Raw genomic sequence first — 25,968 nt, forward strand, 5'->3', positions numbered from 1 at the left:
CAGTTCTTCCCGCTCGGCTCGGTCATGGAACCAGTGTCGCATTCCCCGGTGAATCGGGATCAGACCACGCCACTACCGCAGCGCCCGTCAGGGTTCGGGTTCCGTCGGCGAGTACCACGTTCAGGTCCAGGTGGGCACGCTGCTCACCGTCGACCGCGGCGATCTCCTTGACCGTTGCGGTCAACACGGGCTCGGCATGGACCGGCGTGATGGCGGTGAACCGTGTGGACAGTTCCAGGATGCGGCTCTGGGGAATCCAGTCAGTGAGCAGACGTCCCAGATAGGCCATCGACAACATGCCGTGGGCGAAGACGTCCTCCATCCCGGAGGCTTTCGCCGAGTCGATGTCGATGTGGATCGGGTTGTGGTCGCCGGAGGCACCGGCGAACAACGCCAGGGTCGTACGTGAGATGGCACCGGGCTTCAACTCGGCTACGACGTCGGAGGCGGTGGGTGTGGATGAGGTCATTTCTTCCCCCCGGGGTTCTTGATGACGCTGACGCTCTCGAGTTCTGCCACGACGGTGCCGTCGCGGGTCACGGTGCTGCGACGCACGAGGAAGTCGAGTGCGCCTCCGGCCTTGGTGTAGGCGTCGACATATGCGGATTCGAAGGTGACCCGGTCGCCGGCGTGGACGTCGGCGAAGTAGCGGAACCGCTGCTCGCCGTGCAGGACGTTGCCGAGATCCACTCCGTGGGCCGCGAGATCGGCGAAGACGTTCGAGTTCTCGAGTTCGAGGCCGAACAGGAAGGTGGGGGGTGCGAGTACGTCCGGGTGGCCGGCGGCGACGGCGGCATCACGATCGCGGTAGATCGGGTTCTCCTCGCCGATTGCGATGGCGAACTGCCGGATCCGGCCCCGTTCGACGTCGGTGACGATCGGCGGAACCGTGACATCGAGGATTGCGTGGTCGAGTGACATCAGTCCACCTTCTCGTACATGGTGACGACGCAGGCGCCACCGAGACCGAGGTTGTGCTGCAACGCGATTCGCGCTCCTTCGACCTGACGGTCCCCGGCTTGCCCGCGCAGGTGCCACACCAGTTCGGCGCATTGTGCCAGCCCGGTGGCGCCGAGGGGATGTCCCTTGGAGAGGAGGCCGCCGGAGGGGTTTGTCACGACCCGCCCGCCGTAGGTGTTGTCGCCGTCGAGCACGAATTTCTCCGCGGTGCCCTCGGGGGTGAGGCCGAGGCCCTCGTACGTAATCACCTCGTTGGTGCTGAAGCAGTCGTGTAGTTCCACGACGGGGATGTCCAGCGGATCGACGCCGGACTGTTCGTACACCTCGGCCGCGGCCTTGGCTGTCATGTCGTATCCGGCGACCCGCATCATGTCGGTGGTGTCGAAGGTGCCGGTCAGGTCGGTGACCATCGACTGGGCGCGGATTCGGACGCTTGCGTCCAGTCCGTGGGCGCGGGCGAACTCTTCGCTGCACACGATGGCGGCGGCCGCGCCGTTGGTCGGCGGGCAGCACATCAGGAGGGTCAGCGGTCCCCAGATCTGCTTCGACGACATCACCGTGGGCAGATCGATCGGATCACGGAACACCGCAAGGGGGTTCTGGGCCGCGTGTGCGCGCGCCTTCACCGATACACGGCCGAACAATTCGGCGGATACGCCGTAGCGCGACATGTATTCGAGTCCAGCGCCGCCGAAGAGCTTCGCGGCCATCGGGGCGTTCTCGTCGCCGCCGGGCATCGACGCGGCGACGTTCTCCCCGCGTGCGGTGGGGCTCGGACGATCACCGTAAGCGTTGACGAGAGCGCCGGGCTGCATCTGCTCGAAGCCCAGAGCGAGAACACATTCCGCCGACCCCGAGGCTACCGCCTGGCGTGCGAGCCACAGGGCGCTCGATCCCGTCGAACAGTTGTTGTTGACGTTGACGACCGGGATGCCGGTCATTCCGATCTCGTAGAGAGCATTCTGACCCGACGTCGAATCGCCGTACACGTAACCGACGAAAGCTTGCTGTACGTCGGTGTATTCGAGACCGGCGTCCTTCAGCGCCGCTGCTGCTGCCGCGGCACCCATCCGGTCGTACGTCTCGCTTCTGCCAGGTTTGGTGAACGGCATCATTCCGACGCCGCTGATGCAGACGTTTCTCATGGGGCCTGCCTTTCGAAGTGGTTTCCGTGGGTACTCCCAACGACTATACATATTCATGACTAACAATTGCCGCAAAGACCGAGTAAAAGTAGCCATTGACGCGCAACAGCGGCGAAGTTAGTATTCACCCCAGTGACTGGGGTCACAACACAATTCTCGGCGTAACGACGCCGCCGCGATCGGCGGCCGAGCGCTCGACGCAGACATCTCAGGAGGAAGCACGTGAGCGTCCACAAACTGCAGGACAAAGTGGCACTGGTCTCCGGATCGGGCCGCGGTATCGGGCGCGCGGTCGCCGTGAAGCTGGCATCCGAAGGTGCCCGGATCGTGGTCAACGATCTCGATGCAGAACCTGCCAAGGAAGTGGTCGCCGAGATCGAAGCCCTCGGCGGACAGGCCGTCGCGTGCGTCGGTAGCGTCACCGACCCTGCCTTCGCCGATCGCTTCGTCGCCGCAGCTGTGGACAACTTCGGCGGAATCGACATTATCGTCAACAACGCCGGCTATACCTGGGACAACGTGATCCAGAAGATGACCGACCAGCAGTGGGCGGACATCGTCGACGTGCATCTCACCGCCCCGTTCCGCATCCTGCGTGCGGCCCAGCCGGTCATCAGCGCCGCAGTCAAGCGCGAGCGCGAGGCCGGCCTCGTGCCGTGCCGCAAGGTCGTGAACATTTCGTCTACTTCCGGCCTGCAGGGCAATCCGGGACAGGCGAACTACTCGTCGGCGAAGGCCGGGATGGTCGGGTTGACGAAGACGATCGCCAAGGAGTGGGGACGGTACAACGTCACGTCCAACGCCGTCGCGTACGGCGTGATCAACACCCGGCTGACGTCGGTGACCACCGAGGAGAAGACCATCAAGGTCGAGGACCGCGACATCAAGGTCGGTGTCGATCCCGCCGTGATGGACGCGGCCACCAAGCAGATCGCCCTCGGACGGGCAGGCACTGTCGAAGAAGCGGCCGGCGCGGTCTACCTGCTGTGCAGCCCCGAATCGAGCTACATCACCGGCCAGGTCCTGGTCTGCGGCGGAGGGCTGTGACGGACATGTCCGTGCAAGACGAAGAGGCTGCGCTCGACTACGAGGACGTGCGCTATGAGGTGTCCGACGGCGTGGCCGTCCTAACCCTCGATGCCCCCGAGCGCCGCAACGGGATGCGCGTGGGGATGCTGGTCGACCTGCTGCGCATCCTCGATCGTGCCGACCGCGATCCCCAGGTGCGGGCCGTGATCGTCACCGGCGCCGGCGACGAGTTCTCCGTCGGTGCGGCCCTGGACGGTCCGGAAACTCTTTCCCGGGCGCTGGTCGAGGACACCGACGGGCACACTCCCACCGGTTACCGAGAACCCGCGGGACGGATCAGTGAACGGCTCTTCGCGATGCAGAAGCCTGTGATCGCGGCTCTCAACGGGCATGCGATCGGGGGTGGCGCGACGATCGCGGCGGCGATGGACATTCGGATCGCCAGTGAGGACGCCCGATTCGGATTCGTCTTCACCCGTCGGGGAGTGGTCCCCGAGGGCGCGTCGTCGTGGTTCCTGCCTCGACTCGTCGGGGTAGGGCGCGCGACCGACTGGATTCTGACCGGCCGGGTCTTCGACGCCGCCGAGGGGTACGAGGCCGGGTATCTCACCCGGGTGGTGCCCGCGGATCAGGTGATGTCGGCGGCCCGGGCGTACGCGGAGCAGTTCGTCCACGAGACGTCTCCGACCTCGGTGGCCCTGTCCAAGCGGCTCCTGGCCTCGGGTTGGCAGCACGCACATCCGGGTCCGGCGGCGGCGGACGAATCCCGTACCTACGCCGGCCGAGTCGACTCGAAAGACGCGCGGGAAGGGATCCTGTCGTTCCTCGAACGTCGACCGGCAGTCTTCCCGCCCCTGGATCCGTCACCGGCCGAAAAATTCTGACATCGAAGCTAATCGACCTGAGGAGTGCTATGACGACCGAACCGTTCACCGTGTGCAAGTACGGCGCCGATGCGGAGGGAACCCACGATTTCGCCGGCATCCCCAATTTCAACGAGAGCGTCTACTTCAACTTCGTCGACCCCATCTCGCAGCTCGGTGGACTCGTCCGGATCGGTAACCGACCGAATCTCGGGTACAGCGAGACATCGGTGCAGCTGACCCTGCCCGGCGGAGCCATCGCGTTCAGGGCGGGGCGGACCCCGTGCGAGACGAACGACGGCTTCTCCGGTCAGGGCCTGGAGATCACGATCAAGGAACCTACACGGACCGCGGAGATTACCTACCGCGATACCGTTGCACGCGTGGTACATCCGTCGTTGATGGCGGAGAACGGCCGCATCGCGCTCAAGAATGCGCCGTCGGAGGAATGCGAGATCTCGCTGTCCTACGAGGCGTCGAGCCCGATGTTCGTCATCAACAGCGACGGTGACGGCGACTGCACACCGGGAAGTTCCGTCATCGCCAGCGACCACTACGAACAGTTCGGACACCTTTCAGGCACCATCCGGGTCGGCAACCGCACCTGGGTGCTCGACAAGGTCACCTCGTTCCGCGACCACTCGTGGGGTCCGCGGGAGTGGGCGTCGTACACCGGTGAGTGGCTGGCCGGCTGGCTTGCCGACGGCACCGCGTTCAGTGCGTACGGTGAATACGAGAAGTCCGGGAACCGGGTGTCCGCCGGCGCGGTACTCACGACCGACGGCGTGGCGCACCCGATCACCGACTACACGGTGCACACCGACTACGCGGGCGAATCCACCTACAACGGACGCCATGTCGGCATCATCACCGCAGAAGGACTACCGACGATCGTCGTCGACGGGGCGATCCGGCATTTCGTACCGGTCACCCAGCGAACCGAGGACCGCGCCGTCCGGATGGCTCAGATGACCGTCGACTTGGCCGGTGGTCACGGCGGCTGGGCGGTCGCGGAGTTCCTGCGTCCCATCCACCCCTGAACACACTGCGCCACCTCGTCCCTCATACGACCGTCCGATAGGAGTCCCGTTATGTACCCCGGGCGCTATGCCACCACACATCCCGACCGACCGGCGATCATCATGGCCCCCCGCGGTGAGGTTCTGACCTACGCAGACCTCGACGCACGCGCCAATCGTCTGGCCGCGCTGTTTCGCTCCGAGGGGCTCGGTCCGGGCGATCACATCGCGTTGTTCATGGAGAACAACATGGAGATGATCGTGGCGATGTCCGCAGCAGAGCGCTCGGGGCTGTTCTACACTCCGGTCAATTCGTTCCTGTCGGCGTCCGAGGCCGCGTACATCATCGACGACTCGCAGTCCAGGCTCGTCCTCACTACGGCGGCGAAAGCGACTGTTGCCCGGGACTTTCCTGAGTTGTGCCCGAAGGTGACTCGTTGGCTCATGGCCGACGCCGATCCGGGCTCGATTGCTCTGACGGGACCGTACGAGTCCTACAGTGCCGCCGTCGCCGGTTTCGGGACGGAACCCGGCGAGCACGAGCGGCTCGGCACGCCGATGTTCTACTCGTCCGGAACGACAGGTCGCCCCAAGGCGATCAAACGCGCTGTGCCCGAAGCGCATCCTGGCGAAATCCTGGCGATCGAGGATTTCGGCCGCAAGCTGTTCCATCTGCGTGAGGGGATGCGGTTCCTCTCGCCGGCCCCGCTGTACCACTCGGGTCCGCAGTCGACGGTCGCGATCGGCCTGCGCCTGGGAGCGACAATCGTGGTGATGGAGAAGTTCGACGCCGAGCAGTACCTCGAACTCGTGGAGCAGCACCGCATCACACACTCGATGGTCGTACCGACGATGTTCTCCCGGATGCTCAAGCTGCCCGAGGACAAGCGCAACCACGACATCTCGTCGCTCGAAGTCGTGGTGCACGGAGCCGCTCCCTGCCCGGTCGCGGTGAAAGAGGCCATGCTCGACTGGTGGGGCCCGGTGATCTACGAGTACTACGGCGGCACCGAGGCCAACGGCATGTGCGGATGCACCCCCGAAGAATGGCTGGCGCACAAGGGAACCGTCGGCAGACCGTTCATGGGCGAACCGGTGATCCTCGACGACGAGGGCAACGAGTGCCCACCCGGCGTCGCCGGCAACATCTGGTTCCGCGGCGAGGGCAGCGGTTTCGAATATTTCAACGACCCCGGCAAGACGGCCGAGGCCAAGGACCCCACCGGCACGATGTCCAGGATCGGCGACATCGGCTACCTCGACAAGGACGGATTCCTCTACCTCACCGACCGCCAGGCGTTCGTCATCATCTCCGGTGGGGTCAACATCTATCCCCAGGAGATCGAAAATCTGCTCGTCACCCACCCGAAGGTCATGGACGCCGCCGTCTTCGGCGTCCCGGACGAGGACTTCGGCGAGGCCGTCAAGGCCGTGATCCAGGCCGTCGACCCGGCACAGGCCGATTCCGGCCTGGCGGCCGAGCTGAGTGAGTTCTGCCGGGCGAATCTCGCGAAGTTCAAGTGCCCCAGATCGTTCGACTTCACCGACGAAATGCCCAGGCTGCCCACCGGCAAGCTCTACAAGAAACCGCTCCGCGACGCGTACTGGACGACCGCGGACGCCGCAGCATCGCGCGCTTGACGTCCGGACCCCTTCCGGCGCGACCGCACCACCTCGAGAACAGGATTCGAAATGCCCCATGACGTGTACGTGTACGACGCCTTCCGCACCCCGCGAGGGCGTGGACGAGGCGGAGCCCTGCACGGCGTCAAGCCCATCTCTCTGGTCGTCGGTCTGCTGCAGGCGCTTCAGGACCGCAACCCGGGCCTCGACCCCAAGCGCGTGGACGATCTGATCCTCGGCGTGGTCGGACCGTTGCGCGATCAGGGAGCCGACATCGCGCGTACCGCGGCGATCGCCGCCGGCCTGCCCGACACCGTGGCCGGGGTGCAGATGAACCGATTTTGCGCATCCGGTCTCGAGGCCGTCAACACCGCGTCACAGAAGGTGGCATCGGGGTGGGAGTCGCTGGTCCTCGCCGGCGGCGTCGAAAGCATGTCCCGTGTTCCGATGGGATCGGACGGCGGTGCATGGGCCAACGACCCGGAGACCAACCTGACCACCGGGTTCGTCCCGCAGGGCATCGGCGCCGACCTCATCGCGACCCTCGAAGGCTTCACCCGCGAGGACGTCGACGCGTTCGCCGTCGAATCGCAGCGCCGCGCCGCAACCGCCTGGGACGAGGGCCGATTCGCGCGCTCGATCGTGCCGGTGCTCGACCGGAACGGACAGACCATCCTCGGCCACGACGAGCACATCCGCCGGGGCACGACCGTCGAGTCGCTCGGCCGGATCAAGCCCGCGTTCGTGGGGCTCGGTGCAGCCGGCTTCGACGCGGTCGCGCTGCAGAAGTACCACTGGGTCGAGCGGATCGAGCACGTGCACACCGGCGGTAACTCGTCGGGCATCGTCGACGGCGCCGCGCTCGTCGCACTCGGAAACGAACAGGTCGGCACCGAACTCGGCCTGACACCGCGCGCCCGCATCGTCGCGGGTGCGGTGAGCGGCTCCGACCCGACGATCATGCTGACCGGGCCGGCCCCGGCGAGCCGCAAGGCCCTCGAGGTCGCCGGACTGGGCGTCGACGACATCGACCTGTTCGAGATCAACGAGGCCTTCTCCTCGGTCGCCTTGCGTTTCATGCGAGACCTCGATCTTCCGCACGAGAAGGTCAATGTCAACGGGGGCGCGATCGCCATGGGGCATCCGCTCGGCGCGACCGGCGCGATGCTGATCTCGACGATGGTCGACGAACTCGAGCGTCGTGATCTGCACCGCGGACTGGTGACGCTGTGCGTCGGCGGCGGCATGGGTATCGCGACGATCGTCGAGCGGGTGTGAGTGCACGTGACCGACATTTTCCCCCGACAGACATCGCACCGAGACAATCGTGACCACACCATGAGCGAGGCCAGCGCCGTGACCAGCACAGACACCACCACCGAGACCATCACCTGGGAACAGACCGAATCCGGGGTCGTCGTCCTGACGTTCGACGACCCCACACAGTCGGTCAATACGATGACCGCGGCCTGGTCCGCATCCCTGTCCGCGGCCCTCGATCGGCTCGCCGCCCTCGGACCCGACCTGACCGGCGTGATCCTCACCTCCGCCAAGAAGACGTTTTTCGCCGGCGGTGATCTCGGTGACCTGCTCGCGACGACACCCGAGCAGGCGGGCGAGCTGACCGCATTCGCGGACGGCGCGAAGGCGATGCTGCGACGGCTCGAGACCCTCGGTGTCCCGGTGGTTGCCGCACTCGGCGGCAGCGCACTCGGCGGCGGTTTCGAGATCGCGCTCGCGTGCCACCATCGCATCGCGGTGGATTCGGCGGCGCTGCGGATCGGGCTTCCCGAGGTCACCCTCGGTCTGCTGCCCGGCGGCGGTGGCGTTGTGCGCACCGTGCGCCTGCTCGGCCTGGACGTCGCGCTCGACAGGGTCCTGCTGCCCGGAACCGCACACCGGGTGCAGGATGCGCTCGAACTGGGCCTGATCGATCGCGTCGTCCCCGACGCGGATTTGCTCGTACCTGCTGCGCAGGAATGGATCTCGGAGAATCCGGGGGCAACCCAGCCGTGGGACCGGAAGGCACCGATCCCCGGCGGAACGGCATACGATCCCGCCGTCGAGGCGACATTGCCGCTGCGAGCGTCGACTCTGCGCGCCCGCCACAAGGGATCGCCGATGCCGGCGCAGGCCGACATTCTCGCCGCGGCCGTCGAGAGCACCCAGGTCGACTTCGACACCGCGTCCGCGATCGAGACCCGGTACTTCGTCGACCTGGCCACAGGCCCGATCTCGAAGAACATCATCCAGGGCACCTTCTTCGACAAGCAGACCATCAAGTCCGGCGCGAGCCGCCCGGAGGGCTTCCCCGCCCACCGCGCGAACTTCGTCGCCGTACTCGGTGCCGGCATGATGGGCGCCGGTGTGGCCCTGTCGTGCGCTCTCGTCGGAATGCGGGTGGCGCTCAAGGACATCGACATCGCCGCCGCGGAACGTGGCAAGGACTATGCCCGCAAGGTGCTGGGCAAGCAGGTCGATGCCGGCAAGCGCACCCGGGAGGGCGCCGATGCGATCCTGAACCTTATCACACCGACCGCATCGGTCGCCGACCTCGCCGACGCCGACCTGGTGATCGAAGCGGTGTTCGAGGATCCGGACCTCAAGCGCACGGTCTTCGCGGAGGTACTCGACGTGGTGGCGCCGGACGCCGTGCTTGCCTCGAACACCTCCACCCTCCCCATCACCGAGCTGGCGAGCGAACTTCCGCGACCCGACGACTTCATCGGACTGCACTTCTTCTCGCCCGTCGATCGCATGGAACTGATCGAGATCATCGTCGGCGACAAGACCAGCGATGCGACCCTCGCGAAGGCCTTCGACATCGCGCTGCAGATGCGCAAGACCCCGATCGTCGTCGGAGACGGACGCGGCTTCTTCACCAGCCGGGTCATCCTGCAGCGTCTCGTGGAGGCCGCCGCGATGATCGGTGAGGGCATCGACCCCCAGTCGATCGAGCAGGCATCGCTGCAGGCCGGCTATCCCGTGGGCACCCTGGCGCTGCTCGACGAGCTCACCCTGTCGTTGCCGCTGAAGATCCGCGGGCAGTTCCGCGAGGTCGCACAGCAGCAGGGCGCCGAGCTCGCCGATCATCCCGGCGACACGGTGCTCACCGCGATGGTCGAGGAGCTGGGCCGTCCCAGCCGGGTGGCCGGTGGCGGTTTCTACGAGTACCCGGACGGCCGGCGCGGTTCGTTGTGGCCGGGCCTTGCCGAGCGCTTCCCGGTCAGCGGCGAACGTGCCGACCTGACCGACCTGCGTGATCGCCTGCTGTTCGCCGAGGTGCTCGAGACGGTGCGTTGCCACGAGGACGGGATCCTCCGCTCGACCGCCGATGCGAACGTCGGGTCGCTGCTGGGCATCGGATTCCCGACCTGGACCGGCGGCACCAGCCAGTTCATCGCCGGATACCCCGGTGGCACCGAGGCGTTCGTTCGCCGCGCGCAGGAACTCGCCGACGCGTACGGGCCGCGGTTCACCCCGCCGGCCTCGCTGAGGGAGGGCTGATTCGTGCGAAGGAGCATCTACACCCCGGAACACGAGGCGTTCCGGTCCGCGTTTCGCGCGCTGCTCGACCGGGAGGCCGTGCCGAACGTCGACAAATGGGAACAGGCCGGGACCGTCGACCGGGACTTCATCACCACGGCAGCCAAATCCGGTTACCTCGGTTTCGAATTCGATCCGGAGTTCGGTGGCCTCGGAATCTCGGACTTCCGCTACAACGCCGTGATGACCGAGGAGGTCGTGCGCTCCGGCATGGCCGGCGACACCTTCAGCATGCAGAACGACATCATCGTCCCGTATCTGCGCGACCTCACCACCGATGAACAGAAGCAACGCTGGCTCCCGAAGTTCACTAGGGGCGAATGCGTGACGGCCCTCGGCATGACCGAGCCCGGCGCCGGCTCGGACCTGGCGTCGATACGGACGAGCGCGGTGCGCGATGGCGACGATCTGATCATCAACGGCACCAAGACGTTCATCACCAGCGGCGCCACCTGCGACCTGGTGATCGTACTGGTGCGGACCGGAGAGCGGGACGGACGCGGGACGTCGTTCGTCGTGGTCGAGAACGGAACACCGGGATTCGAACGCGGCCGACCGATGCACAAGATCGGCCGCAAGGCGCAGGACACCGCCGAGCTGGTGTTCACCGACTGCCGGGTACCCGTCGCGAACATCGTCGGTGAGCCCGGTCGCGGATTCGGATCGGCGATCGCAAACCTGCCGCGCGAGCGGCTGTCGATCGCGGTGTCCGGAGTCGCGTCCGCCGCACACGCACTGGGCCTCGCGCTCGACCACGTCCGCTCCCGGGTGGCCTTCGGTGCACCTCTGGCCGATCTGCAGTCGGTGCGTATGGCGATCGCGGAGATGCACACCGACATCCAGGTCCTGCAGCACTACGTCGACGGATGCGTGGAAGCACTGGTCCGCGGCGACCTCACCGCGGACGACGCTGCGGGCATCAAGTACAAGGCCACCGAACTGCAGTGGGAGGTGGTCGATCGGTGCCTGCAGTTGTTCGGCGGCTACGGCTACATGGAGGAATATCCGATCGCGCGAATCTGGCGCGACGCGCGTATTCAGCGGATCTACGGAGGAGCAAACGAAGTGATGAAGGATCTGGTCGGGCGAGCGGTGGTGGCGCAGTGAGCAGCACACCGGGAAATGCACCGCTCGCGGGACGAACCGCGATCGTCACGGGCGGTTCACGCGGTGTCGGCCGAGCGGTGGCGCTGCGACTGGCACGCGACGGCGCCGCGGTCGCCGTGAACTACCGGCGTGACGCGTCCGCGGCCGACGAAGTCGTCGACCTGATCGCGTCCGAGGGAGGACGCGCGCGGGCGTATCAGGCTTCGATCGACGACCAATCCGCGGTCGCGGACATGGTAATGGCAATCCGATCCGATCTGGGACCGGTCGACCTGATTGTCAGTAATGCGGGCTCGGCCAGCCGCGGACAGGACGTCGCGTCCACGCCGCATGCCGACTACCTGCAACAGCTGCACGTGCACGCGCTGGGCCCGATCGGCCTGATCCAGCAGTTACTCCCCGACATGCGCAAGGCTGGGTCCGGCGCGGTGGGACGCGGCGACATCGTGATGATCTCGAGTAACACGACGATGTCTGCTCCGCCGAACTCGGCTCCGTACACGATGGCGAAGGCCGCGATGGAGACGTGTATCCGCACGATCGCCCGGGAGGAGCGGCGTTACGGCATCCACGCGAATATCGTGGCTCCCGGACTGATCGCCACCGAGATGGGCAAGCGTCTGGTGTCCGCTGCGAAGGGCGCCGACATCGGCGACCTCGACGCCGAGTCGCCATTCGGCCGGGTCTGCCGGCCCGAGGACGTAGCCGGCACCGTGGCATTCCTGGTCTCTCCGGATTCGGGGTACGTGACCGGCCAGCACCTGGTCGTCGATGGTGGCGGCCCGAATCCGACCATCTTTTGACGACCGACAACGAGTGAGGCTTTCCGTGATGACCGTGGCCGAGGCAGGCATCCCTACTACCGAGCACGACGACTTCTTCGCCGAGCTGACCGCATCACTGGATGCTGCGTTGTCCGCCGGCGGAACCCTGCGATTGACCGACATCGACCAGCGCGGCGAGGGCAATTCGTGGGAAACCTATCTGGTCACCGCGGAGTGGACCGCCACCGGCGACCCGCATACCGACACATTCGCGGTCAAGCGCCAGCCGATCAGCGGCATCACCGGCGACTACGACGTCGTGCGGGAAGTGGCGCTGCTCGAGGCGGCGGCGCGCACCGGGATGCGGGTTCCGGCGGTGATCGCACATCGCGGCGAGACACGCGGCGAGCGTGGGTTTTTCGTGATGGCGAAGGTACCGGGCATCATCCCGATGCCGAACACCGTGTCGCGGCTCATCCCCAACACCGGACAGCGCGCGGACCTCGGGCGGGAGGTCGCCCGGGAGATGGCGCGTCTACATAGCGTGGATCCGCGCACGATGGGGTTGAGTGTGCTCGGGGAGGTACCGGACGGTGCCGATACCGGCAGGATGGAGAACGACAAGTGGGCTGGGGCGTACCGCGAGGTCACCGACATCCCGATCCCGGTGCTCGATCTGGCCTGTGCGTGGCTCGACCATCGCAGCGACGCCGTGTCCGGCCGGGTAAGTCTGGTGCACAACGATTTTCGAATCGGGAACCTGGTGGTGCAGGACGGAGCGATCTCCGGGGTCCTGGATTGGGAGACCGCGCACTTCTCCGATCCCACCGCCGACATCGCCTGGTTCGCGCAGCGCACCTCGCGGGGTCGATCTCCGCTGCTGTGCAAGCTGATCGAACTCGAGCCGTTCCTCGACGAGTACGAGGCGGCGGGCGGGTGGCGGCCGAGCCCCGAGACACTCACCTGGTGGTCGGTCCAGTCCCTGGTCAAGACCGCCGTCGGATGCTTGCAGGCCGTGGATGTGTACCAGCGCGGGGACCGCGACGAACTGCGGTATTCGAACATGGCGCACAGCGTCTACTACAGCATCGGTTGGCTGACGAAGATGCTCCGCGACGGAGAATGGGGAAACTGACATGACCGTCTATTCGACAGACCTGCCCAGGCTGCTGAGCACGATCACCGACACACTCGGTCGGCGCGTCGCTCCGGCCCTCCCGGACGGACCCGCCCGGGTGGAACTCGCCGCGGTGCTCGAACAGCTCGACAACCTGGCGGAACGTCTCGCGTGGGACGAGACGCAGCTGGGACAGGCGTGCGAACGCACCGAGGAGCTCGCGGTGCGGCTCGGACTCGCACCCGACCCCGAGCCGGCCGTCGACGTCGACACGCTGCGTAGGCGTCGACGAGACATCTCCGAAACCCTCGGCGCTGCCTACCGCGACGGTCCCCCGGACAGGAGCCTCGTCGACGCCGTGCTCGAGTTCTCCGAACAAGACGTACAGGAACAGATTTCGACCACACTGCGTGCCGGTCTGCCCGGCTGATCGGAAAGGGTGGTTGGACATGCGTGTCCACGAACTGCTGGACCACTGGGCCGACCGCTTCCCGGACGAGATCTACGTCAGCGACGGCAATCGGAGTCTGACCTGGAACGAGATGCGGGAGTGGACGCATCGGGTCGGCAACTGGCTGGCCGACACACTGCAGCCCGGTGACCGGTTCTGCATGCTCGACCGGAACTCGCTGGAGATGATCTCGCTGTACTTCGGCGCCTCACGCGCCGGGGTGGTTCCGGTGCCTCTCAACTTCCGACGTCCCGGCCGGATCCGTCGGCGAGGTCCTCGTGCGAGGGCCGCAGCTGATGAGTGGGTACTGGGCTCTCGAGGACGCCACCCGCACGGCCCTCGGCGACGGCTGGCTCCGGACCGGCGACGCCGGATACCTGGATTCCGAAGGGTTCCTGTATATTTCGGATCGAGTGAAGGACATGATCATCTCGGGTGGGGAGAACATCTACCCACGGGAGATCGAAGAGGTGCTCTTCACGATGGAGGGTATTGCCGACGTCGCCGTCATCGGTGTGCCGAGCCAGCGGTGGGGTGAGAGCCCGATCGCGTTCGTGGTGCCCCGACCGGGGGCAGACCTCACCGAACACGACGTACTGGAGCACTGCCGGGCCGATCTCGCCCGGTTCAAGTGCCCGGCCGAGGTGGTGTTCGTCGACTCGCTGCCGCGCAGCGCGGTCGGAAAAGTGCTCAAGCGCGACCTGCGGGCTCCCTACTGGGAGGGGATGGCTCGCGGGATCAACTGACCTTCCGGCGGCGCGCGTCTGTGCGCCCTGGCCCAAGGAGCAAGAGTGGACATAGTTTCGTTCGTCATCATCGGGTTGGTGGCCGGTTCGATCTACGGACTGGCGGCCGTCGGCCTCGTTCTCACCTACAAGACTTCCGGAGTATTCAACCTCGGGCACGGCGCACTGGCGGCCCTCGCCGCCTACTCGTTCTACGTGCTCAATGTTCAACTCGAGCTGTCGTGGCCGATCGCAGCGTTCGTCACCGTGTGCGTAGTCGGACCCGCGGTCGGGCTGCTCCTCGAATTGCTCGCCCGGCGACTGCAAGGCGCCGCGTTGCCGCTCCAGATCGCCGGTGTCGTCGGAATTCTGCTGGTCGTCCAGGCCGGGACGCTGCTGATCTTCGGTGCCCAGGAGGTGCGCCGGGTACCGTCGTTCCTGCCGAAGGGCCGCATCGAGGTCGGTGGCACCCTCATCCAGTACGACGATGTCCTGACCTTCGTGATCGCTGTCGCGGCGACGGCGGGCCTGTGGGCGTTCCTCCGGTGGACCCGGACCGGGATCGCGATGAAGGCTGTGGTGCAGAACCCCGAACTGCTCGAGCTGGTCGGGCACAGCGCAACACGGGTGCGCCGGTGGGCCTGGATTCTCGGCACCGTGATGGCCTCCCTGTCGGGTGTCCTGCTCGCACCGATCATGCCCCTGGACCCGGTCCAGTTGACGTTGCTGGTCGTCGCAGCTTATGCCGCCGCCGCGATCGGCACCTTCAGCAACCTGCCGGGAACGTTCGCCGGCGGACTCGTCGTCGGTGTGCTGGCCGCCCTGTCGACCCGATGGCTGACGAACGGCATCCTCGCCTCGCTCCCGGCGGCACTGCCTTTCGCGATCCTGTTCGTCGTACTGCTCTTCTTCCCGAAGAAGTACCTCGTCGACAAGACCGCCGTCCGGATACATCCCCGGCCGACGTGGAAGGCTCCGGTCCGGCTCCAGGCCATGGGCGGCGCCCTGGTCGTCGCCTTCCTGGTGACCGTCCCGCTCTTTGCCGGCATCCATCTGGTCGACTGGACGGTCGCGGTGGCGATGATCCTGGTCTTCGGATCGCTGTCGTTGCTGGTGCACACCTCCGGACAGGTGTCGCTCGCCCAGATCGGGTTCATGGCGGTCGGTGCCGCGACGTTCTCACACCTGCTGCAAGGCACTGGAATGTCGTGGCCCGTGGCGCTGCTGCTCGCCGGTGCGGTCGCCGTGCCGATCGGTGCGGTGCTGGCGGTACCGGCGATCCGTCTCGGTGGGTTGTACCTTGCGATCGCGACGTTCGGGTTCGGGATCTTTCTGCAGCAGATGTTCTACACGCAGGACTTCATGTTCGGTGCCGCGTCGTCGGGTCTCGAGGTACGACGGCCCGACACCATGATCGTCGATTTCGCATCGGATGCCGGGTACTACTACCTCGTTCTGGCGATCGCGGTCGTATCGGTGGCCGTGGTGTTCACACTCGAACGTGGCCGGATGGGCAGACTACTGACCTATATCAAGCAGTCGCCACGAGCGGCGGAGGCCAACGGAGTTCCTGCGGCCATGACGCGAGTGTTGATCTTCTGCATCGCGGCCTTCCTCGCTGCGATCGGGGGAGCGCTGGCAGCCTCCGCCCAGCAGAGCATCTCGGCCGATAGTTACGCCCCGATCATCTCGCTGACCGTTTTCGTCATCATCGTCCTGAACGGTCCGGCGGTGCCGTGGAACGCGGTCCTCGCTGCGGCGGCATACACGCTCATTCCCAGCTATTTTTCGAGCGCCGAGGTGGGGACCTACCTGCAACTGCTGTTCGGGCTCAGCGCGATCGCGCTCGTCGTGCTGCCGCCGGCACAGCTCCCGGTGCGGGTGACGTCTCTCGTCGACCGGTGGTTCCGTCGCGACGATCGGACCGAACCGCCACTGCACACCGCACCGCCACTGCACACCGCACCGCCACTGCGCTCCGAACCGGTGGACGTCGAACCGATCGACCCTGCAGTACTCGAGGTTTCGAAGGTCGGTGTCGCGTTCGGAGGCGTCAAGGCGCTCGATGGTGCCGACATCGTGTGCACTCCGGGACGAGTGACAGGGCTGATCGGTCCCAACGGTGCGGGCAAATCGACGTTGTTCAACGCGGTGACCGGATTGGTCGCCATCTCCGGCGGATCGGTGTCCTTCGGGGGAGTTGACCTTCGAGGGAAGAGTGCGTCCGCCCGGGCGCGTGCGGGCATCGGCCGCACGTTCCAGACCGTCGAGCTGTTCGAGTCGATGACGGTGCGGGACAACGTGTCGGTCGGTGCCGAGGGACGAACCGTCCGGCTCGACCCGACCACCCACCTGCGGTCCTCGAAAGCCGAACGGGACAATATCCGGTCGGCGACCGAATCCGCGCTCACGGCGTGCGGCCTCGAGGACGTCGCCGACCAGCATGTGATGAATCTTCCGACCGGTACTCGACGATTGGTGGAGGTCGCCCGCTGTCTTGCCGGCGGCCACACGATCCTGCTCCTGGACGAACCCTCGGCCGGTCTGGACCACAACGAGTCGGCGCGGCTCGGCGAGCTGATCCGGCGGGTCGTCGACGAACGCGGAATCGGCGTGATCCTCGTCGAACACGATGTCTCGCTGGTACTCGGCGTCTCCGACGAGGTGTACGTTCTCGAATTCGGACGCGTCATCTTCTCCGGCTCTTCCGCCGACGCGCGTCGCTCGAGTGTCGTGCAGGCGGCATATCTCGGAACAACCGAGCCGGTCGACGACGTGCAGTCGGATCGGGAACTGGAGGAGATCAAATGACCACGCCGACCCTGCAGGTGACCGGACTGTCCGCCGGCTACGGGAAACTGACCGTGCTGCGGGACGCGAACGTGACCGTGGAGCCCGGTTCGGTCGTCGCGCTGCTCGGTCCGAACGGTGCCGGAAAGAGCACCCTACTCGCGGCGATCGGAGGTGTGCTCACACCGACTTCGGGTTCCGTTCGGCTCGGGAAAGCGGACATCACCTCGCACCGGCCGGCCACACGCGCCGCTGCAGGGATCTGCCTCATACCCGAAGGGCGGGGGATCTTTCCAGGACTGTCCGTGCGGGAGAACCTCCTCCTCGCGGTGGACGGCTCTCTGAGCGACCAGTACGCGCTGGCATTGGAAACCTTTCCCGAGATCGGCAGGCGTATGGACGCGAAAGCGGGAAGCCTGTCCGGTGGCCAGCAGCAGATGGTCGCTCTGGCACGCGCCTTCCTGCCCCGCAGTTCCGTGATCATCCTCGATGAGGTGTCGATGGGGTTGGCGCCGTTGGTGATCGACCAGATTTTCGATGCCCTCGACGTCCTCCGGGAGTCCGGGAAGTCGATCCTACTCGTCGAACAATATGTCGGTCGCGCACTGGGCAGTGCGGATGTGGTGCACCTGATCGACCGGGGTCGGGTATCAGGACCGATCGATCCGTCGTCGCTGAACGGGGACGAACTCATGAGCCGATACCTGGGAATCGAAATCGCTACCGAGTTGAAAGAATCTACAGCTGAGGAGAACGTGTGATGAGAACGATGTGGAGGCGGGCTGCGCTCGCGGCCGCGGTGGGAGCACTTGTGCTGTCCGGCTGTTCCGCCGAACAGGAGCAGTCGCCGACACCGTCGACGCCTCTGACCAAACCTGCGATTCTGGTCGGTACGGTCTGTGGGTGCTCGGGTGTGTCCGCACCTACCCACGGCCGGGTCGACGACGTCGCGCAGGCCTGGGCCGCGAGCGTCAACGATTCCGGTGGAATTAACGGCCATCCGGTGGAGGTCATCGTCAAGGACATCGGCCAGGAGCCGTCGAAGGCGCTGGCCGCGGTCAAGAGCCTCGTCGAGGAGGATGGGGTCGTTGCGATCGTCGGTCCCATCACCGGTACCACCGGGTCGTGGCGGCAGTACGTCGAGGAGAAGGGGATCCCCGTACTCGGGGGCGTGCCCTCCGACGCAACGTTCCTCGCGAGCGACAACTTCTACCTCGCGGGCTCTCCCAACCCGGTCATCACATACGGTCTGGCGAAGCTCGCCCGTGAAGAGGGCACGACCAAGCTGGGTGTCGTGTACTGCTCGGAATCACCTGTGTGCGCGGATTCGGATGCGCTGGCGGGCAAGTCGGCGGCCGATGTCGGAATCGGGTACTTCTCGGTCAAGGCCGCAGCGGCCGCTCCCAATTACACCGCGGTGTGCCAAACGATGAAGAATGAGGGCGTCGACGGCCTCTTCCTGGCTCACATCACCAGTGTGGACGTCCGGATCGCGGAGGACTGCCACAAGATCGGTTACGAGCCCCAGTTCTACAGTTCCGCCGGAGCGGTCGGTAACGAATTCATGGAGTCACCGGCCGCCGAAGGATTGCTGTTCACGCAGTCCAATGCTCCGTACTACGACCCGTCCGTTCCGGTCGTCGGTGAGGCCCGGGAGACGATCGACTCGTACTACGAGGGATTGACGGACTCGGCGCAGTTCTCGGCCGTCGCGTTCGATTCCTGGATCGCCGGCAAGCTTTTCGAGGCCGCCGCCGATCGCGCAGGGCTGACGTCGGACTCCACACCCGCCGATGTCGCTCGGGGACTGGGCGAAATCGATGGTGACACACTTGGCGGGCTGGCTCCGCCGTTGACCTTCTCGGGTACCGAGCGTTCCTACCCGACGTGCTATTACGTCGGGGAGGTCCGGGACGGGCAGTTGGAGGCTCGCGACGGCGGAAAATCGATTTGCCTCGACGAGTCCGACCTCGAGTCGGAGGTCTTCGCGACAATCCACTGAGTAGCGACGGTCGACCGAGTAGCAAAGAAATTCGCCGGGTTTCTTCGGAAACCCGGCGAATTTCTATTGCCTCGTGTCGGCTTTCAGGCCCCGCGACGTTTCGTCGCCGTGAAGTCCCCAGGTTCGGGGTTGGCGGTGCGCGCCCAGTACTCGGGTACCGGCCAAGGCGAGTTGGTGACCACTCGTCCGCTGGAGTTACGGTAGTAGCTGCTCACCCCGTCCATCGCGTACACCATGGCGGCGTTGGCCTCGTCGAGCTCGGAGTTGTAGCGCTCATACGGCTCCTGCTTGCATTCGAGGGCTGCGAGATCCTCGGTGACGAGCCGGCTGATCGACTCGACGACGTACCGCACCTGAGCTTCGGCGATGGTGATGTAACTACCGCCGGGTGGGTTCGTGTTCGGGCCGTAGAGGAAGAACAGATTCGGGAATCCCGGCGTGGTGATGCCGAGGTACGCGCGCCCGTTGTCGTCGTTCCAGATGTCGCGTAGCGACGTTCCGTCGGTCCCGCGAATGTCCATCGGGTACAGGAAGCGTTGCTGCTGGAAACCGGTGCACAGGATGAGGACGTCGATGTCGCGGTGTTCACCGTCGGCAGTGACGATTCCGTCGGGTGTGAGTCGTTCGATGCTGTCGGTGAGGAGCTCGACGTGGGGCTTGCGGAGTGTGGCGAACCAGCCGTTGTCGATGAGGAGCCGCTTGCCGAACGGGGGGTAGTCGGGCAGCGTCTTGCGTTGCAGTTCTTCCTCACCGGCCAGTTGGCGCTTCAGGTACGCGGTGAAGTGCGCCCGGTACGCGTCGTTGAGGGAGCTGACGTGCTTGCCCTTCTCCTCGCGGCGCGGGTCGACCGGCAGCGCGGCGAAGGTGCGTTCGGTGTAGAGCCAGTACAGACGGAACCGGTACCAGCCCCGGTAGAATGGGATGTTGTCGTAGAGCCAGTGCTTGGTGGCATCCGACTGCTGGAAGTAGTGCTCGTTGGGGGCGATCCACTGCGGCTGACGCTGCAGCACTGCCATGCTCTCGACCTGATCGGCGATCGCCACGACGAGCTGCATGGCGCTCGCGCCGCTGCCGACCACCGCGACCCGCTTGCCCGTCAGGTCGAGATCTTCGGGCCACTGTGCGGAATGGACGATCTCACCGCTGAACTCCGACGTGCCGGGGAAGTCGGGGACGTTGGGAGTACTGTGCAGGCCGGCGGCGGTCACCAACGAGGTAGCGCGCACTTCGTGTTGTGTGCGATCGGGTCCGGTGACCGACAGGATCCACAGTTGCTCGTCCGCGTTCCATACTGCGGTGTCGACCGAGTGACCGAGCCGGATCCGGTCGGTGATTCCGGCCTCGCGGGCGACATCGGCGAGGTAGTCGAAGATCTCATTGCGACGGGCGAAGTATTCGGACCAATTCTTGGGACGGAACGAGAACGAGTACAGGTCGCTGGGGATATCGACCCGTGCGCCGGGGTACCGGTTCTCCCACCAGGTACCGCCGATGTGGTCGTTGCGCTCGAGGACGGTGTAGGGAATGCCGGCCTTCTCCAGATTGATGGCGCAGGTTATGCCGGATATTCCGGCGCCGACAATCGCGACACCGAAGTCGGGGCGCGCCGTCCGGACGAGGTCACCGACGTTCTCGGGGGTGAAGGGTGCGAACCCGAGTTGTTCGGCAATCATCGGTGCGTAGGCGCCGGAGATCGGTTCGCCCATGACCGTGCTCATCAACCGGGTCAGCTCGCTGCCGGTCGGAGCGGGTTGTGCGATCGGCTTGCCGTTGCACCAGTCGAGCACCGCGTCGGTGACCGCGTTGTGGATCTCCGCCTGGATCGCCGGTGCGAGGCCGCCGTCGTTCAGCTCCTCGAACCCCTTGGTCGAGGCGGGAACGTACGGCGCGGATAGCCATTTCTCCTCACCGGTCAACTGATAGAGGACGGGGAGCAGACACGGAATGTTGCCTGCGGTAACCGCAGCGTGCACGGTGGCACGGTCGAGGTTCGGGTTCGGCGTGAAGACAGGGCTCACGGTTGTCCTTCCGGAGTGGGGGGTAGGGGTCACGCGATCAGGGAGCGAAGGGTTTCGATCGCCACGAGCCGCTCGGCGTGCGTGGCTGCCATCGGGACGACGTTGAGCAGGCCGACGCCCAGTTCGCCCAGCATCGCGCCGCGTTCCGCCACGTAGGAGGCCGGGCCGATGAGCGAGGTGGCGCGGACGAGTTCGTCGGGAACCGCGGCCGTGGCTTCGGCATGACGTCCGGCCAGGAACAGATCCTGGATCTTCGCCGCCTCGTCGGCGAATCCGTAACGGCACGCCAGCGTGTTGTAGAAGTTGCGCTCCCGCGACCCCATCCCGCCGATGTAGAGCGCCAGCTGCGGGCGGGCGCGGTCGAGCCAGGGCGCGGTGTCCTCGACGATCGCGAAGGGAAGGCGAACGATGATGTTCAGTTCGTCGAGAGCGGCGGCGCGTTTGGCCTTCCCGCGTTGCAGCGCCTCACCCCACACCTCGTGCATCTTCTCCGGGTGGAAGAAGATGGGTTCCCAACCTTGCGCGAGCTCGGCGGCCAGCTCGACCATCTGGTCACCGAGTGCAGCGATCGATATCGGAATATCCGAACGCACAGGATGATTGATCAACTTCAGAGGTTTGCCCAGGCCGGTTCCCCGGTCTGCCGGAAGTGGAACGTTGTAGTGGCGTCCCTCGTGGCGGAGTGGTTCGCGTCGCCATACGGTGCGGCATATCTCGATCGTTTCCCGTGTCTTGCCCACGGCATGGCCGAAGGGTGCACCGTGGAATCCTTCCACCACCTGTGGTCCGGAGGCTCCGATTCCGAGTCGGAATCGTCCCTCGGATACGTAGTCGAGGCCGGCGGCGGTCATGGCGAGCGTGGCGGGGGTTCTGGCGTCGAGGGCGAGAATGCCGGTCGCGAGTTCGATTCGCGACGTACGTGCGGCGAGGTAACCGAGTTGGCTGACCGCGTCGAACGAGTAAGCTTCGCCCAGGGTTGCGGAGTCCAGTCCGGCGGATTCGTAATCGGCTGCCTCCGAAGCTAATTCGTGGAATGGGCGGCCGTGGCCCAGGATGGTGCCGATGCGCATGTGGTTCCTGCCTTTCGCAACTCGCAGCGCCGTACTGCGATGGATGTCCTCGGATGTTCGACCGCTCGGTTCGCGTCTGGTGGTAGCCCGACGTCGCGGCGGGTGATCGGCCCGTTTGTTAATGCTAACTATGGCGCGGAGCGGCAGTCAATAGCGCGTGTGCTGCAAAGTTGACCATTCTGTTAGTCATGACTATGTACCCGATTCGTCTTGATGAGATCGGTGGACCGCCTGGGGCGGTGCGCGCTCCTCGCATATGACCGTTTGGGCATAGATCCGAGATTGTCCGAATCAAGCTACTTGCCCTGCGCGAACGAGTCGGTAAATAGCCATTGTGGAGAATCTTGGTATGAAGTGCGCCTTGACCTGCGCCATTAGCTCTTGACATTAGTCATAACTATGTTACCTTACTCACACCGGAATGCTTCTCGACCAGCTTCGGGAGCGCCGTAGAGACTACGAAAGACCGGTTGCGTGGGAGACACTCGAATGTTGGGCACGCCTCCGGATGGAACATCCCCACGAAAGGCATGAACATGACCGAGACGCTGACCCGAGACGCAGTAGCCGGCAGCGAAAGGGAGGCCGACTATCTGCAGCGCGCCCGTTCCATCGCACCGCTGATCAGGCAGGAAGCGGCCGCCATAGAGGAGGGCCGGACGATCACGAAACCGGTCGCGGACGCGCTCGTCGAACTGGGTCTGCACGGAATGCTGATCCCGGAAGAACTCGGCGGCGGCGGCCTGCTCCCCAGTGAGGGGATGCGGGTGTTCGAGGAGGTCACGAAGTCCGATGCCTCGACGGGCTGGGCGTGGATGGCCAGCGAATGGGGCACTGCCGGCGTCGTGGGTTACCTCGATCCCGCGGTGACGAAGGAACTGATGAGCCAGGACGAGCCCTTCATTGTCGCAGGTCAGCTCCTCCCGCGGTACCCCGGTGTCAAGGTTGACGGCGGCTACATCATCGACGGCAAGTACTCCTTCGCCAGCGGCTCGGACCACGCCACCTGGATCGGTGCCGGGTTCTTCGTCGCCGACGAGCAGGGAAACCCGATCCTGGGTGAGAACGGCCAGCCGCAGGCACGTATCGCCCTACTGCCCAAGGGCCAGGGTGTATTCGAGAAGAACTGGGACGTATGGGGTCTGGCGGGCACCGGCAGCAACGACTACACGATCACGAAACAGTTCGTTCCCGCCGAGTACACCACCCCGACCTTCGGCGGCACCCCCACCCGGTCGGAAACCATGTACAAGCTGACGAACGAGTTGGCCGGCGGCCTGCCTCACGCTGCGATCGCACTCGGAATCGCGACCCGGGCATTGGAACTGGTGGCGAGCGTGACCGCCGGAAAAACGCGTCCCACCTACACGGTTCCGGTGGGTGACGCCGAGATCTTCCGGATCGACTTCGCGCGCAAGGAAGCCAATCTCCAGGCCGCGCGTCTGTACTGCTACGAGGTCACCAAGGCGGCCGAAGCGGCCGTGAACTCCGGACAGGCGGTGACCCCCGAACACATCGCCCGGGTGGGCCAGATGCTGTCCTGGGTACACGAAGTCGCAGCCGATGTCGTGACTTTCGCCCACCGTTGGGGTGGCAGCCAGAGCATCGGCCGCAAGAGCACGCTGGGCCGTTTCGTTCGCGACATGAATGTCGCAACCCAGCACCTCCTCGTCGATCCGATCATGCTCGTCAATGCCGCGGGGGTTCTGCTCCCGATCTACGCAGAAGCCGAAGCCTGATCCGAAATTCCGGTCCGAACCTGAGATTCCGGTCCGGCCGCGCCTTCGGGCACGGCCGGCGTTCCGGCCTGCCCGCAGCAGGTCGACGACTGTGAGAGGTACCCGACCATGGGGCATTACAAGAGCAATCTCCGCGACGTGGAGTTCAACCTGTTCGAACTACTCGAACGCGACCGTGTACTCGGCACCGGGCTGTTCGAGGAGGTGGATCTCGATACGGCGAAAGTCGCACTGCGCGAGGTCGATCGTCTCGCCCGCGAGGAACTTGCGGAATCGTTCGAAGACTCCGATCGCAGCCCCACCGTCTTCGACCCCGCGTCGCACACGGTCACCGTTCCGCCGTCCTACGCTGCGACGTACAAGATGTGGATGGACGCCGAATGGTGGCGCCTGCGTGTGCTTCCCGAACTCGGTGGCACCAACGCGCCGAGTTCCCTCAACTGGGCTCTCGGCGAATTCGTCCTGGGTGCTAACCCCACTCTGTGGACCTATGTAGGGTTCCCGACGGCGACTCGCGTGGTGTACCGGCACGGCACCGAACGCGACAAGAAGATCGCGCAGATCGCCGCGGACAAGCAGTGGGGCGCGACGATGATGCTCACCGAACCGGACGCAGGCTCCGACGTCGGGGCCGGCCGCACCAAAGCCACCCCCAACGACGACGGCACCTGGAACATCACCGGGGTCAAGCGGTTCATCACCGCGGGCGAACACGGCCTGACGGACAACATCATCCACATGGTTCTGGCCCGGCCCGTCGGTGTCGAGGGCGCCGGCGAACCCGGCACCAAGGGCCTCAGTCTGTTTCTCGTCCCCAAGTTCCACTTCGACCTCGAGACCGGTGAGCTCACCGGCGAGCGCAACGGCGTCTATGTCACCAATGTCGAGAAGAAGATGGGCGTGAAGGTCTCCGCAACCTGCGAGATGACCCTCGGTGAGAGCGAGCCCGCCCGCGGTTGGCTTCTCGGGGAGGTCCACGACGGCATCGGTCAGATGTTCGACGTGATCGAGGACGCCCGGATGATGGTGGGTTCCAAAGCGATCGCGACCCTGTCGAGTGGGTACCTCAACGCGCTCGAGTACGCGAAGATCAGGGTGCAGGGAGCTGACCTGACGCGGTCGTCTGACAAGGCGGCGCCCAAGGTTCCCATCACCCGCCACCCCGACGTCCGCCGGTCGCTCCTCACACAGAAGTCTTTCGCCGAGGGACTGCGGTCCCTGGTGCTCTATACCGCGTCCTGGCAGGACGAGATCGCGATCGGCAACGCCGCCGGCACCGACACGACCCTCGCGGAAGGCGTCAACGATCTGCTCCTGCCGGTGGTCAAGGGATACGGCTCCGAACGTTCGTGGACGATCCTCGGAACGGAATCCCTGCAGACCTTCGGAGGGTCGGGATACCTCCAGGACTACCCGCTCGAGCAATACGTGCGCGACGCCAAGATCGACACCGTCTACGAGGGAACGACCGCCATCCAGGCGCAGGACCTGTTCTTCCGCAAGATCGTCCGGAACCGGGGAGTGGCGTTCGGGCACCTGGTACAAGAGATCTCGGGATTCGCCGGCGACCCGTCCGCGACCACCGACTTCGCGTTCGAACGAGACCTGCTCGCCGAGGCAACCGGCAGCGTCGAAGCGATCGTCGCGAAGATGACAGCCGACCTGCAGCAGTCGAATCCGACTGTCGCAGGGGGCGACGAGAAGAACGTCTACAAAGTCGGGCTCAACGCCACCCGGCTGCTCTACGTGCTCGGCGACATTCTTGTCGCATGGCTACTGTTGCGCAGTGCCGCAATCGCTCTCCGCGCGCTCGACACGGACCTTCCCGCGGCCGAAAGGTCCTTCTACGAGGGCAAGGTTGCGGCAGCGCGGTTCTTCGCTCGCAACGTCCTTCCTGTCGTGGTGGCCGAGGGCAGGATCGCCGGTGCCGTCGACGATTCCGTGATGGGCCTGGACGAGGCAGCATTCTGACGACAACAGCGTCCGAGAACGAGATGCGC

The 25,968-nt window shown here is 65.5% G+C and carries 21 protein-coding genes and 1 pseudogene; 17 read left to right on the forward strand and 5 right to left on the reverse strand.

Translation table 11 applies throughout. The annotated features are described in order from the left end of the window. Nucleotides 1-22: 22 nt before the first annotated feature. From R4P95_RS08915 to R4P95_RS08925, 3 genes are read right to left on the reverse strand one after another with little or no spacing between them, the layout of a single operon-like run. Nucleotides 23-469: a MaoC/PaaZ C-terminal domain-containing protein gene (locus tag R4P95_RS08915; RefSeq protein ID WP_317745077.1), complete on the reverse strand. Its 447-nt coding sequence runs from the start codon at nt 467-469 to the stop codon at nt 23-25. Next, on the reverse strand, nt 466-921 hold the full coding sequence (locus R4P95_RS08920; protein ID WP_317745075.1) for a MaoC family dehydratase N-terminal domain-containing protein: 456 nt from the start codon (nt 919-921) through the stop codon (nt 466-468). The genes R4P95_RS08915 and R4P95_RS08920 overlap by 4 nt, the downstream gene beginning before the upstream one ends. Beyond that, entirely contained in the window at nt 921-2,105 is a 1,185-nt protein-coding gene (locus tag R4P95_RS08925) for a lipid-transfer protein (protein WP_317745074.1), read from the reverse strand. The genes R4P95_RS08920 and R4P95_RS08925 overlap by 1 nt, the downstream gene beginning before the upstream one ends. A 222-nt stretch (nt 2,106-2,327) precedes the next feature. Between R4P95_RS08925 and R4P95_RS08930 the strand changes: the two genes are divergently transcribed. The 15 genes and pseudogenes from R4P95_RS08930 to R4P95_RS09000 all read left to right on the forward strand — a co-directional run bounded on the left by R4P95_RS08930 (nt 2,328) and on the right by R4P95_RS09000 (nt 19,141). Continuing rightward, the gene (locus R4P95_RS08930; protein WP_213571855.1) at nt 2,328-3,152 is read left to right on the forward strand and encodes an SDR family NAD(P)-dependent oxidoreductase; all 825 of its coding nucleotides are present in this window, start codon (nt 2,328-2,330) and stop codon (nt 3,150-3,152) included. 5 nt (nt 3,153-3,157) lie between these two features. Continuing rightward, nucleotides 3,158-4,018, forward strand: coding sequence for an enoyl-CoA hydratase-related protein (locus tag R4P95_RS08935; RefSeq protein ID WP_213571856.1), 861 nt, complete (start codon nt 3,158-3,160; stop codon nt 4,016-4,018). A 29-nt stretch (nt 4,019-4,047) separates the two neighbouring features. Beyond that, a complete protein-coding gene (locus tag R4P95_RS08940; RefSeq protein WP_213571857.1) occupies nt 4,048-5,037 on the forward strand; it encodes a hypothetical protein in 990 nt (329 codons plus the stop codon). A gap of 51 nt (nt 5,038-5,088) precedes the next feature. Continuing rightward, entirely contained in the window at nt 5,089-6,657 is a 1,569-nt protein-coding gene (locus tag R4P95_RS08945) for an AMP-binding protein (protein WP_317745073.1), read from the forward strand. A gap of 51 nt (nt 6,658-6,708) precedes the next feature. Beyond that, nucleotides 6,709-7,917 carry an acetyl-CoA C-acetyltransferase gene (locus R4P95_RS08950; RefSeq protein ID WP_317745072.1) on the forward strand — a complete coding sequence of 403 codons (1,209 nt, stop codon included), beginning with the start codon at nt 6,709-6,711 and terminating at the stop codon, nt 7,915-7,917. Between the two features lie 78 nt (nt 7,918-7,995). Next, entirely contained in the window at nt 7,996-10,146 is a 2,151-nt protein-coding gene (locus R4P95_RS08955; protein ID WP_317745071.1) for a 3-hydroxyacyl-CoA dehydrogenase NAD-binding domain-containing protein, read from the forward strand. 3 nt (nt 10,147-10,149) lie between these two features. Further along, nucleotides 10,150-11,292 (forward strand): acyl-CoA dehydrogenase family protein, encoded by a 1,143-nt coding sequence (locus R4P95_RS08960; RefSeq protein WP_317745070.1) that lies wholly within the window; start codon nt 10,150-10,152, stop codon nt 11,290-11,292. After that, nucleotides 11,289-12,095: an SDR family NAD(P)-dependent oxidoreductase gene (locus R4P95_RS08965; protein ID WP_317745069.1), complete on the forward strand. Its 807-nt coding sequence runs from the start codon at nt 11,289-11,291 to the stop codon at nt 12,093-12,095. The genes R4P95_RS08960 and R4P95_RS08965 overlap by 4 nt, the downstream gene beginning before the upstream one ends. Nucleotides 12,096-12,123: 28 nt before the next feature. Beyond that, nucleotides 12,124-13,191, forward strand: a complete 1,068-nt coding sequence (locus tag R4P95_RS08970) for a phosphotransferase family protein (RefSeq protein ID WP_317745068.1) — start codon at nt 12,124-12,126, stop codon at nt 13,189-13,191. A gap of 1 nt (nt 13,192) precedes the next feature. After that, nucleotides 13,193-13,603: a hypothetical protein gene (locus tag R4P95_RS08975; protein WP_213571864.1), complete on the forward strand. Its 411-nt coding sequence runs from the start codon at nt 13,193-13,195 to the stop codon at nt 13,601-13,603. 19 nt (nt 13,604-13,622) lie between these two features. Next, nucleotides 13,623-13,859, forward strand: a pseudogene (locus tag R4P95_RS33555) (AMP-binding protein); the annotation flags it as partial. Nucleotides 13,860-13,920: 61 nt separating this feature from the next. Continuing rightward, on the forward strand, nt 13,921-14,370 hold the full coding sequence (locus R4P95_RS08985) for an AMP-binding enzyme (RefSeq protein WP_317745067.1): 450 nt from the start codon (nt 13,921-13,923) through the stop codon (nt 14,368-14,370). Between the two features lie 45 nt (nt 14,371-14,415). Next, nucleotides 14,416-17,160, forward strand: a complete 2,745-nt coding sequence (locus R4P95_RS08990) for an ABC transporter permease subunit (protein WP_317745066.1) — start codon at nt 14,416-14,418, stop codon at nt 17,158-17,160. Then, nucleotides 17,157-17,900: an ABC transporter ATP-binding protein gene (locus R4P95_RS08995; protein WP_317745065.1), complete on the forward strand. Its 744-nt coding sequence runs from the start codon at nt 17,157-17,159 to the stop codon at nt 17,898-17,900. Before R4P95_RS08990 ends, R4P95_RS08995 begins: the two co-directional genes overlap by 4 nt. Further along, on the forward strand, nt 17,900-19,141 hold the full coding sequence (locus R4P95_RS09000) for an ABC transporter substrate-binding protein (RefSeq protein WP_317745063.1): 1,242 nt from the start codon (nt 17,900-17,902) through the stop codon (nt 19,139-19,141). The genes R4P95_RS08995 and R4P95_RS09000 overlap by 1 nt, the downstream gene beginning before the upstream one ends. 83 nt (nt 19,142-19,224) lie before the next feature. On the opposite strand, the gene R4P95_RS09005 is transcribed toward R4P95_RS09000, so the two are convergent. After that, the gene (locus R4P95_RS09005; RefSeq protein WP_213571869.1) at nt 19,225-21,159 is read right to left on the reverse strand and encodes a flavin-containing monooxygenase; all 1,935 of its coding nucleotides are present in this window, start codon (nt 21,157-21,159) and stop codon (nt 19,225-19,227) included. 29 nt (nt 21,160-21,188) lie between these two features. Then, nucleotides 21,189-22,229, reverse strand: a complete 1,041-nt coding sequence (locus R4P95_RS09010; RefSeq protein WP_317745062.1) for an LLM class F420-dependent oxidoreductase — start codon at nt 22,227-22,229, stop codon at nt 21,189-21,191. A 536-nt stretch (nt 22,230-22,765) separates the two neighbouring features. On the opposite strand from R4P95_RS09010, the gene R4P95_RS09015 reads away from it, so the two are divergent. Both R4P95_RS09015 and R4P95_RS09020 read left to right on the forward strand, forming a co-directional pair. Continuing rightward, the gene (locus R4P95_RS09015) at nt 22,766-23,968 is read left to right on the forward strand and encodes an acyl-CoA dehydrogenase family protein (protein ID WP_317745061.1); all 1,203 of its coding nucleotides are present in this window, start codon (nt 22,766-22,768) and stop codon (nt 23,966-23,968) included. A 108-nt stretch (nt 23,969-24,076) separates the two neighbouring features. After that, complete coding sequence (locus R4P95_RS09020) at nt 24,077-25,939, forward strand: acyl-CoA dehydrogenase (RefSeq protein ID WP_317745060.1); 1,863 nt, start codon at nt 24,077-24,079, stop codon at nt 25,937-25,939. The last annotated feature ends 29 nt before the right edge of the window (nt 25,940-25,968 follow it).

This window comes from Rhodococcus sp. IEGM 27 (assembly GCF_033142305.1).
Lineage (GTDB): Bacteria > Actinomycetota > Actinomycetes > Mycobacteriales > Mycobacteriaceae > Rhodococcus_F > Rhodococcus_F oxybenzonivorans.

Coding starts and splice junctions, on each gene's coding strand:
- R4P95_RS08915 (WP_317745077.1), bottom strand. CDS start 469: ATGACCTCATCCACACCCACCGCCTCCGACGTCGTAGCCGAGTTGAAG.
- R4P95_RS08920 (WP_317745075.1), bottom strand. CDS start 921: ATGTCACTCGACCACGCAATCCTCGATGTCACGGTTCCGCCGATCGTC.
- R4P95_RS08925 (WP_317745074.1), bottom strand. CDS start 2,105: ATGAGAAACGTCTGCATCAGCGGCGTCGGAATGATGCCGTTCACCAAA.
- R4P95_RS08935 (WP_213571856.1), top strand. CDS start 3,158: ATGTCCGTGCAAGACGAAGAGGCTGCGCTCGACTACGAGGACGTGCGC.
- R4P95_RS08940 (WP_213571857.1), top strand. CDS start 4,048: ATGACGACCGAACCGTTCACCGTGTGCAAGTACGGCGCCGATGCGGAG.
- R4P95_RS08945 (WP_317745073.1), top strand. CDS start 5,089: ATGTACCCCGGGCGCTATGCCACCACACATCCCGACCGACCGGCGATC.
- R4P95_RS08950 (WP_317745072.1), top strand. CDS start 6,709: ATGCCCCATGACGTGTACGTGTACGACGCCTTCCGCACCCCGCGAGGG.
- R4P95_RS08970 (WP_317745068.1), top strand. CDS start 12,124: ATGACCGTGGCCGAGGCAGGCATCCCTACTACCGAGCACGACGACTTC.
- R4P95_RS08975 (WP_213571864.1), top strand. CDS start 13,193: ATGACCGTCTATTCGACAGACCTGCCCAGGCTGCTGAGCACGATCACC.
- R4P95_RS08985 (WP_317745067.1), top strand. CDS start 13,921: ATGAGTGGGTACTGGGCTCTCGAGGACGCCACCCGCACGGCCCTCGGC.
- R4P95_RS08995 (WP_317745065.1), top strand. CDS start 17,157: ATGACCACGCCGACCCTGCAGGTGACCGGACTGTCCGCCGGCTACGGG.
- R4P95_RS09000 (WP_317745063.1), top strand. CDS start 17,900: ATGAGAACGATGTGGAGGCGGGCTGCGCTCGCGGCCGCGGTGGGAGCA.
- R4P95_RS09010 (WP_317745062.1), bottom strand. CDS start 22,229: ATGCGCATCGGCACCATCCTGGGCCACGGCCGCCCATTCCACGAATTA.
- R4P95_RS09015 (WP_317745061.1), top strand. CDS start 22,766: ATGACCGAGACGCTGACCCGAGACGCAGTAGCCGGCAGCGAAAGGGAG.
- R4P95_RS09020 (WP_317745060.1), top strand. CDS start 24,077: ATGGGGCATTACAAGAGCAATCTCCGCGACGTGGAGTTCAACCTGTTC.